We start from the raw sequence: 7,696 nt of genomic DNA, 5'->3' as shown, positions 1-7,696 counted from the left end.
GGCATCTGGATCACCAGGTTGCACGGCACCACGACCGGGCCGTGGTTCAACGTGAGGGTGCCACCGAAGCGGCGCGGGTCGACCGTGTTCGGGCAGTTGACGTTGGTGGTATCCAGTGTCGCGCCCTGGATGAACCCGGTGTCGTCGAAGCCGTGGATCAACGCCGGGTTGACGGACGTCACCGGGTCGGGCAGCGTCGCGGTCACGAACGGGGCCACCGCACCCGGGGGTGGCGTGGCCGTCCCGCCACCGCCGGCGGCATACGCGGTGACCGTGGCGAGCATGCTCAGTGCGGTCAGGGGGACGACCAGTGTCGTCACCATTCGCTTGCGCCAGTCGACCTTGACCATGGGGAACCTCCCGAGTGCCCGAGTGCGGACAGCGGCCACACCGACCCGTCCTGACTGAAGGGTGCACTGCGGACGTTGCGGAAACCTTGGGGCTCCGTCAACCCCGTAGTCGCTCACTTGTAGGAGCCGATGAGGTCGGCGATGACGTCGACGGTGCCGGCTTGGTTGTAGATGGTGACGGTGTTGCCGGGGCCGACGGGGACGATGACCATGTTGGGGATGGTCTGGGTGGGTCCGTAGTTGAGGTTGGACGCCCAGGGTTGGGCCGCGCCGCCGGGGTAGACGGTGAGCCAGCTGAAGGCGGTGGGGTTGGTGACGGTGACGTTCATGGCCACGGCGGTGGTTCCGGCGGGCAGGCCGGGCACGGTCAGGGTCATGGTGGCGCCGGCGCCGAGGGTGGCGGTGGGTGCGCCGGTCCCGGTGCGGGTGTCCAGGACCCGGGTGGGGGTGGTGCCGGTGAAGCCGGCTCCGGTGCCGGGGGCGTAGGAGCCGACGAGGTCGGCGATGACCTCGACGGTGCCGGCCTGGTTGTAGATGGTGACGGTGTTGCCGGGGCCGAGGGGGACGATGACCATGTTGGGGATGGTCTGGCCGGCGACATAGTTGAGGTTGGACGCGTTGGGTTGGGGCGCCCCGCCGGGGTAGACGGTCAGCCAGCTGGCGGCGGTGGGGTTGGTGACGGTGGCGTTCATGGCGACGGCGGTCGCTCCGGCGGGCAGGCCGGGCACGGTCAAGGTCATGGTGGCCCCGGCGCCGAGGGGGGCGGTGGGTGCGCCGGTCCCGATCCGGGTGTCCAGGACCCGGGTGGGGCTGGTGCCGGTGAAGCCGGAGCCGGTGCCGGGGGCGTAGGAGCCGACGAGGTCGGCGATGACGTCGACGGTGCCGGCGTTGTTGTAGATGGTGACGGTGTTGCCGGGGCCGAGGGGGACCTGGACCATGTTGGGGATGCTCTGGCCGGGTCCGAAGTTGAGGTTGGACGCGGTCGGTTGGGGCGCCCCGCCGGGGTAGATGGTCAGCCAGCTGTCGGCGGTGGGGTTGGTGGCGGTGACGTTGAGGGCGACGGCGGTGGCTCCGGCGGGCAGGTTGGGTACGGTCAGGGTCATGGTGGCCCCGGCGCCGAGGGCGGCGGGGGTGGCCGAGGGCAGGCCGAGGCCGGTGCGCGTGTCCAGGACCCGGGTGGGCGTGGTCCCGGTGAAGCCGGCCAGGGATGTGACGGTGGCTGCGGGGGTGACGAGGTTGGACGGGGCGGACAGGGCACCGGCGCCGACGGCGTTGACCGCCCGGATCTGGAAGGTGTAGGCCGTCCCGTTGGTCAGGCCGGTGATGACCCGGCTGGTGTCGGTGGCGGCGATGGCGGGGATGGTCGACACCACGGTGGTGCCGGTGCTCACGAGCACGTCGTAGCTGGTCAGCGGTGCGCCGCCGTCGGAGGTGGGCCGGGCCCAGCTGAGGGTGGCTGACGCGTTCCCGGCCGTCGCGGTCGGCGCCGCCGGAGCGCCCGGGACCGTCGCCGGGGTCACCGGGTTGGACGGGGCCGAGAAGGCGCCAGGGCCGCCGGAGTTGACTGCACGGACCTTGAAGGTATGCGTCGTCCCATTGGTCAGGCCAGCGACGGTGCCGCCGGTTGCCGTCCCCAAGGTGACGGTCAGTGTGGTGGCCGGGTCCGCGCTGTCGATGATCTCGTAGCTGGTGATCGGCGAGCTGCCGTTCGGCGCAGGAGCCGTCCAGTTCACCATCGCCGAGGCATTGCCTGCGGTCGCGGTCACGCCGGTGGGAGCACCAGGAGGCGTCAGGTTAACCATCCCGTCGGAGAACCGCAGCTGTTCGATGTTGCGCAGCGTGTCAGAGCCGTCACTGACCGTTTGGCCGACCACGTTGGCGCCGATCTGGGTGACTGTCATGCTAGCCAGGGTGGCGCCCGTGGCGGGGGTGGTGGTGATGGTGTAGTTCGACCGCGGACCGGAGAAGACCGCGGTGTCGCAGTTGAGCGGGGCTGTCGCCCCGCAGTCCGGCGCAGGAACGGTGGGGGTCAAGATCTCACGGACGGCCATCAGGTTGCCCGGGTCGACGAGTCCTGCGAACACGGCGGCCTGCAGGGTCATGCCGGCCGTGCCGGGGCCGAAGGTACCGCCGGTGGCCTTGTTCTCCATGAGGTCGGTGGTGCCGGTCTCGGTTGCTGGGTCATCCCGGTTGGTGCGGACACTGATCCGCACCTGCAGATACCTGTCACCGTCGATGATGTCGTTGGCGCCACGGCCCTCGATCGTGTCACTGCCGGTCCCACCGAGCAGGATGTTGCCCTCGCCCCAGATCGGGCCGCTGAGCGGGCAGGCTCCCATCGCGGAGATCGCGACCACCGGAGCGAGATCGCCGGTCAGCGGTGGGAGGAGCGCACCAAGTCCGCTGATGCGGTTGACGCCAGCCTGGTCGAGCACGTCGCAGCCGCTGAAGCCGGCGCCACCGGTGAGCCTGGGGACGGTGTTTGTGCCTTTGATGACGTCGTTGAATGCTGACCCGGAGTCGGCCTCCGTCTCCTGCCAGCGGTCGCGGTTGACGACCACCGGCAGCGGTACGCCGACCAGTTGCTGGTTGATGTTCATGTCGTCGTCTGCGGCGATGGTGTCGTACTGGTGGAATGCCCAGTCGAACCCGGCGGCGCCGGCGAAGCGGTCGATCGCCGCGTTGGCCGACATAAGGTCGTCGCCTCCCTCGGCGTCGTAGTCGTTCTCACCGGGCTGGCCGATCATGATGTCGTTGCCGGGCTTGACCTGCGCAGGGTCGTCGAAGAACGGCGCGCCCTCATCGCCTTGGAGCAGGTCCTGACCGGTGCCCCCCTCGATCCAGTCGTCGCCAGGGCCGCCGAACACCACATCCGCGCCAGCACCGGCCATCACGAAGTCGTTGCCGGGACCGCCGAAGGTCGTGTTGTCGCCGGCTCCGCCGTTGATGAAGTCCTGACCGTCGCCGCCAAACAGGTTGTCGTTGCCTGGGCCGCCGTCGATTGCGTCGTTGCCCGGGCCGCCCTTGAGGGTGTCGTTGCCCCCGGAGTCGGTGATGATGTCGTTCCCCTCACCACCCAGGATGACGTCATCGCCGCCGCCGCCTTCGAGGATGTCGTTTCCAGCACCGCCCCACATGGTGTCGTTGTCGTTGCCTCCGTAGATCCGGTCGACACCGGATGTGCCGTTGTAGACGGACTGGTAGTTGATGCCGGAGGGGTTGACGCTGTTGATCGCTCGGTACTGGATGGTGCCGTCGGGCTTGCGCAGGAGCAGCTTGGACTCGTCGCAGCCAGTCGTCGCCGGGTCGTCGGCGACGGTGGATCCGTGGGCCGTGAAGCCTGCGGGCGTCCCATCCAGGTTGGCGATCTGGAACTTGCAGTCCGCCGTGGCGAACGCATCGCTCTTGAGCGTGTTCGTGCCGTCGGTGTTGCGCTGGATCAGCTCGGCGAATGAGTTGGCCTCAAGCTGCGCCCTCAGGTTTGTGCCCGTCGTGCGGTTGATGTAGTACAACCGGTCGCCGTCCTGCAGGTTTTCGAGCTGGTTCTGGAACACGTAGTTGAAGGTGCTGCCCAGCAGGCCGCCGAACAGGTTGGTGACCTCTGCGAGGCCGCCGACCCACAGGTCGACGTTGTCCAGACCCGTCGTGGTGACGCCGGCGGCAGTGCTGGCCCAGGCGCTTGTGCTGAACATGAAGTCGCTGGCGTCAACCGGGACCGGGGTCGTGTCTAAGGGTCCCGGGTCAACGATCGCCTTCGCTGCCGCCCGCTTCCCGGCCAGGGTCGTTTGGCTGGTGACGGACGGGTGCTGACCGTATGCCGCGACGAAGTTGATCAGTGACTCTGGGTGCTTAAGATGTTGACCGAAGTCCGACCAACTGGTGTACGGGGTCAGTTGGCCGTCGTTGGTTCTCGCGAAGATCTGCCTGCGGACGTCGTTCAACGGCGGGACGCCCGCTTCACGGGCGCGGGTGATGTTGAGGGTGGGCAGGTCGAGTGGCAGGCCCAGCAGGTTGTTGCGCAGGGTCTCGGTCACGAATTCGTCGAGCTCGTTGCCTACCTGGTCCGACGAGCCCATGACGACACTTCCGGCCGCCTGCTCGGGAGTGAGCTGGCGGGCCGGCTGGCCGGCTGGGAGGCCGGTCGAACCGCCGTTGAGGAACTCTGGCGGGTTCAGGAACGCGGTGAGCAGAGGGATCGAGTTGTCGGAGCCGTCCACGTTCTTGCGCGCGACGGTCTCGTCCAGCATCGAGTGACCGAAGCGATACACCGCGTGGGCGAACTCGGCGGCGATGGCCGGGTTGACGTCGGGGGAGTACACGTGGAAGGGCCGAACCGCAGGTTGGACCTTGCGGGCGAACTCCTCGAACACCAGGTGCTGGTACTCCATCTCGGTGACATAGCGGGCCGCTTGGAACAGGCGCTCACCGTTCCAGCCATCGGGCGTTCCCGTCGTGACCGTCCATTGAGCCAGCGCCGCAACGCCAGTGGCGGAGGTGTCGTTGGTCAGGGTGTTCTTGATGTCGTTGATCAGCCGGTTGTGTTCGGAGTGGAAGATCTGGTGGATCGCGCTGAGCGCGATGTTCTCGTTGCACCGGCCGTCACCACAGGTGAAGTGCGCGTTCAGCATCTCGTCGTCATAGGTCCCCGGTGGCTGGCTCGCGAAGTCCGCGGACGCGATCGTGTCAGCGTCAGGACTGAGGCAACCCTTTGGCGCCGGGGGCGTGACGCCGATGGCCGTCGTGCAGGGCCCCACCGTGCCCGGGTCCGCGTTGTGCGCGATATCGGTCAGGAACGGGGTGTCGAAGTGCAAAGCATCGGCCGGTACGACGACGGGCGCAACCGTGTCGCCCTCGACCAAGCCGGTTTTGGTCACGTACTGAGGCAGCCCCCGCAGCGGGCCGGGGATAAACTTGCCGTACGGGTCAGCGGCGAGCAGCGGGATGTTCGCCACGTCCACGTCGAGCAGCTTCAAACCGAGCAGGGTCGCCGCCTGGGCTTTGAGCGTCGCCCAGGTGGCCTGGCCGGTTCGGTTCGGTTCGGCGCCGCCCAGCAGACTCCCGGTCGAGACCGGCTTCCCGGCCGAGTTGTTCACATACTCGCGCAGGAACACTTGGTGTGCGGCGTGCGAGGTGTACGTCTGGCTCTGGTCGACCCAGGGTGAGTCGGTGTTGTTGGCGTTCTGGATGTCGTCGGCGGTCCCCATGATGCCGTCCGGACCGGGCTGGTTCTGTGCCCGCGTCAGCACCATGAAGCGCAGGTTCGGCGGCAGGTTGTCGGCGCACTCTGGGGAAGCCGTTGCGGTGCCACAGTTGGTGCCGAGGATGTGGTCCGGTCCGGCAATGAGCGGGTCGTCATCGTGCAGCGGGACGAACACCGTGCCGCCGCCCTTGGCGGTCTGGTCGATGCCGTGGTCGAAGAACTGACCGAAGAATGTGAAGAGTGAGTTGTACGGTGGCGAGAGGCCGACGTCCGTGGTCACATTGGGGATGAACAGGGTGTGGTGCGACGGCACGCAGCCCGCCGGGACGCCGTTAACTGGTGGCACCGCGCTGAGGTCCGGATCGGTGGTGCACGGGAACAGACCTGGGGCGTGTTGAGTCCGCACCGGGAAGCCGGCCGCCGCCACCGCCGCGGGATTGGTTGACGTCTGGTCATCGATCAGGTTACTGATCACCCGGGGTTGCGAGTCGAAGACGAGGCCCCCCTTCTGCGCGTACGACGTGGGGTGGGGGGGCCCGAACATGGGGGAGCTGTTCTCAGCCGCCTTGAAGACCGGCGTGGTCAGTCGCGGGAACTGCTGATCGGCTGCGGCGAAAGTCTCGCGCCCAGGGAACAGGTTGTTGCAGGACCCATCGACGGTGCGCAGGCCGTACGCCGTCAACCGGTCGGGGATCTGGTTCGGGCCCGGCCCGACGAGCGTGTCACACGGATGCGCGGGCGACAGCGTGGCTGCGTGCTGCTCCGAAATCTTGATCTGCTTGAGGATGAACGCCAAGTCGGTGGCTGTAACGGTGAATCCCTGGCCCACCGGAGCCACGGCCGCAGCGGCCCTGACGGCGGTGAAGCCCAGCGTCACCGGCATAAGCAGGGCACACGTCCCAGCCACCAACCGGGTCGGTAGGGAGAGAACCCCACCTCGGCCCCGCCTCGGATGACGAGCGCGGCGTGGAGCGCTGTGCGGCCCCAACCCGTGTCGGCCCGACACGCGGAGCAACCTCACCGCAACAAGTCTCATAACTTACCCTGTCCCCGCAGACGATAAGAACAAGCCCACCATGCTGAGGTGGCCTTGTGGAAACCTTGTGGACGTTCTACGGCGCCACGCTGGAGCCCACACCGCGAGCGCGGCGTCACGATCGGCGCCGAACGCGCGGTGAACGCCCTGATGCACGCCGACAGCGAGGACGGGTTCGGCAGGCAGCGGCTGAACTCGCTGGGGACCTTCCCGCGGTACTGCTTGAGGCTGCGTGGGATCAGCCGCCGGGCCCCCTCCTCCTCGTCGAGGGCGAAGCCATCCGTCCGCTCGTGATGGTGCGTAACGCCGACCAGGACCCCGCGGGGATCGTCTCGCAGGCCCGCCAGGTCGGCTCCGACCAGATCGCGGGCAGCTCGGGTGTTCGATATTCGTCAGCACAACGAGCTCGCCCCCGGCCATGTCAGCGGAGCGGGCTCGACGCGCCGGCGACAGAGGCGGGGACGGTGCTTGCGACCCTGGTCGGTCAAGACCTCGACCAAGGCAACGAGGGGGTGTGCACCATGGCTCGGCGGGTCTCCGAGGACCGGGTCATCTCCACCGTCGACCCGCAGGCCCGGCACGGCCACAAGACGGCCGCCCACGGCTTCGACGGGTACAAGGGCCACATCGGCATCGGCCCGGACTCCGAATCCATCACGGGCCACCACGGTCACGGCCGGCAACACCGGTGACGCGGCCTCGGCCGGTGACGTACTCGCCCAGGACCTGCTCGCTGCCGATGCGGCGGGTGACGGTGGGTGACGCCGATAGCCCGCCCGACCAGGCGAGCACCGCGCACGGCCCGGACGCCACGGACAACGAGACCGCAACCGAGAGCGAACTGGAGTCGCCGTTGGCGGTCTACGGCGACGCGGCCTAGCGCTGGGGTGCTGGCGGAGAAGCTGGAGGCGGCCGGCGCGCAGATCAGGACCAAGGTGCGACCGAGGGCCGCCGGCCGCGCCGGGGGCCGGTTCCCCAAGGACCGGTTCACCATCGACCTGGGGGCCGGCACCGTGACCTGCCCGCCCGATGTCACCGTCCCCATCCAAACCGACAAGACCGGCGGTGGTACCGCGGCCTTCGCCGGCGCCTGCGCTGGTCGCCCGTTGG

Annotated in this window: 5 protein-coding genes; 3 read left to right on the top strand and 2 right to left on the bottom strand. The window is 68.4% G+C overall.

From position 1 onward, the window contains the following. Window positions 1-350, bottom strand: a 350-nt coding sequence (locus ACLL9L_RS07670; RefSeq protein WP_411284054.1) for a hypothetical protein, incomplete at its 3' end; no start/stop codon positions are given. Between the two features lie 113 nt (window positions 351-463). Beyond that, on the bottom strand, window positions 464-6,457 hold the full coding sequence (locus tag ACLL9L_RS07665) for a peroxidase family protein (protein WP_411284053.1): 5,994 nt from the start codon (window positions 6,455-6,457) through the stop codon (window positions 464-466). A gap of 650 nt (window positions 6,458-7,107) precedes the next feature. Here ACLL9L_RS07665 and ACLL9L_RS07660 point away from each other — a divergent pair. The 3 genes from ACLL9L_RS07660 to ACLL9L_RS07650 form a co-directional block, all read left to right on the top strand. Continuing rightward, window positions 7,108-7,278, top strand: coding sequence for a hypothetical protein (locus tag ACLL9L_RS07660; protein ID WP_411284052.1), 171 nt, complete (start codon window positions 7,108-7,110; stop codon window positions 7,276-7,278). A 14-nt stretch (window positions 7,279-7,292) separates the two neighbouring features. Then, window positions 7,293-7,466, top strand: coding sequence for a hypothetical protein (locus ACLL9L_RS07655; RefSeq protein ID WP_411284051.1), 174 nt, complete (start codon window positions 7,293-7,295; stop codon window positions 7,464-7,466). A gap of 7 nt (window positions 7,467-7,473) precedes the next feature. Beyond that, the coding region (locus tag ACLL9L_RS07650) for a hypothetical protein (protein WP_411284050.1) at window positions 7,474-7,696 on the top strand (223 nt) is incomplete at its 3' end.

This window comes from Lapillicoccus sp. (genome assembly GCF_046595215.1).
Taxonomy (GTDB): Bacteria; Actinomycetota; Actinomycetes; order Actinomycetales; family Dermatophilaceae; genus Lapillicoccus.
The sequence above is the reverse complement of the archived record's forward strand: the minus strand, read 5'-3'. Positions and strand labels throughout refer to the sequence as shown.

Bases quoted from the DNA above. Each gene is read 5' to 3' on its own strand.
- ACLL9L_RS07660 (WP_411284052.1), top strand. From the start codon at position 7,108: ATGGCTCGGCGGGTCTCCGAGGACCGGGTCATCTCCACCGTCGACCCG.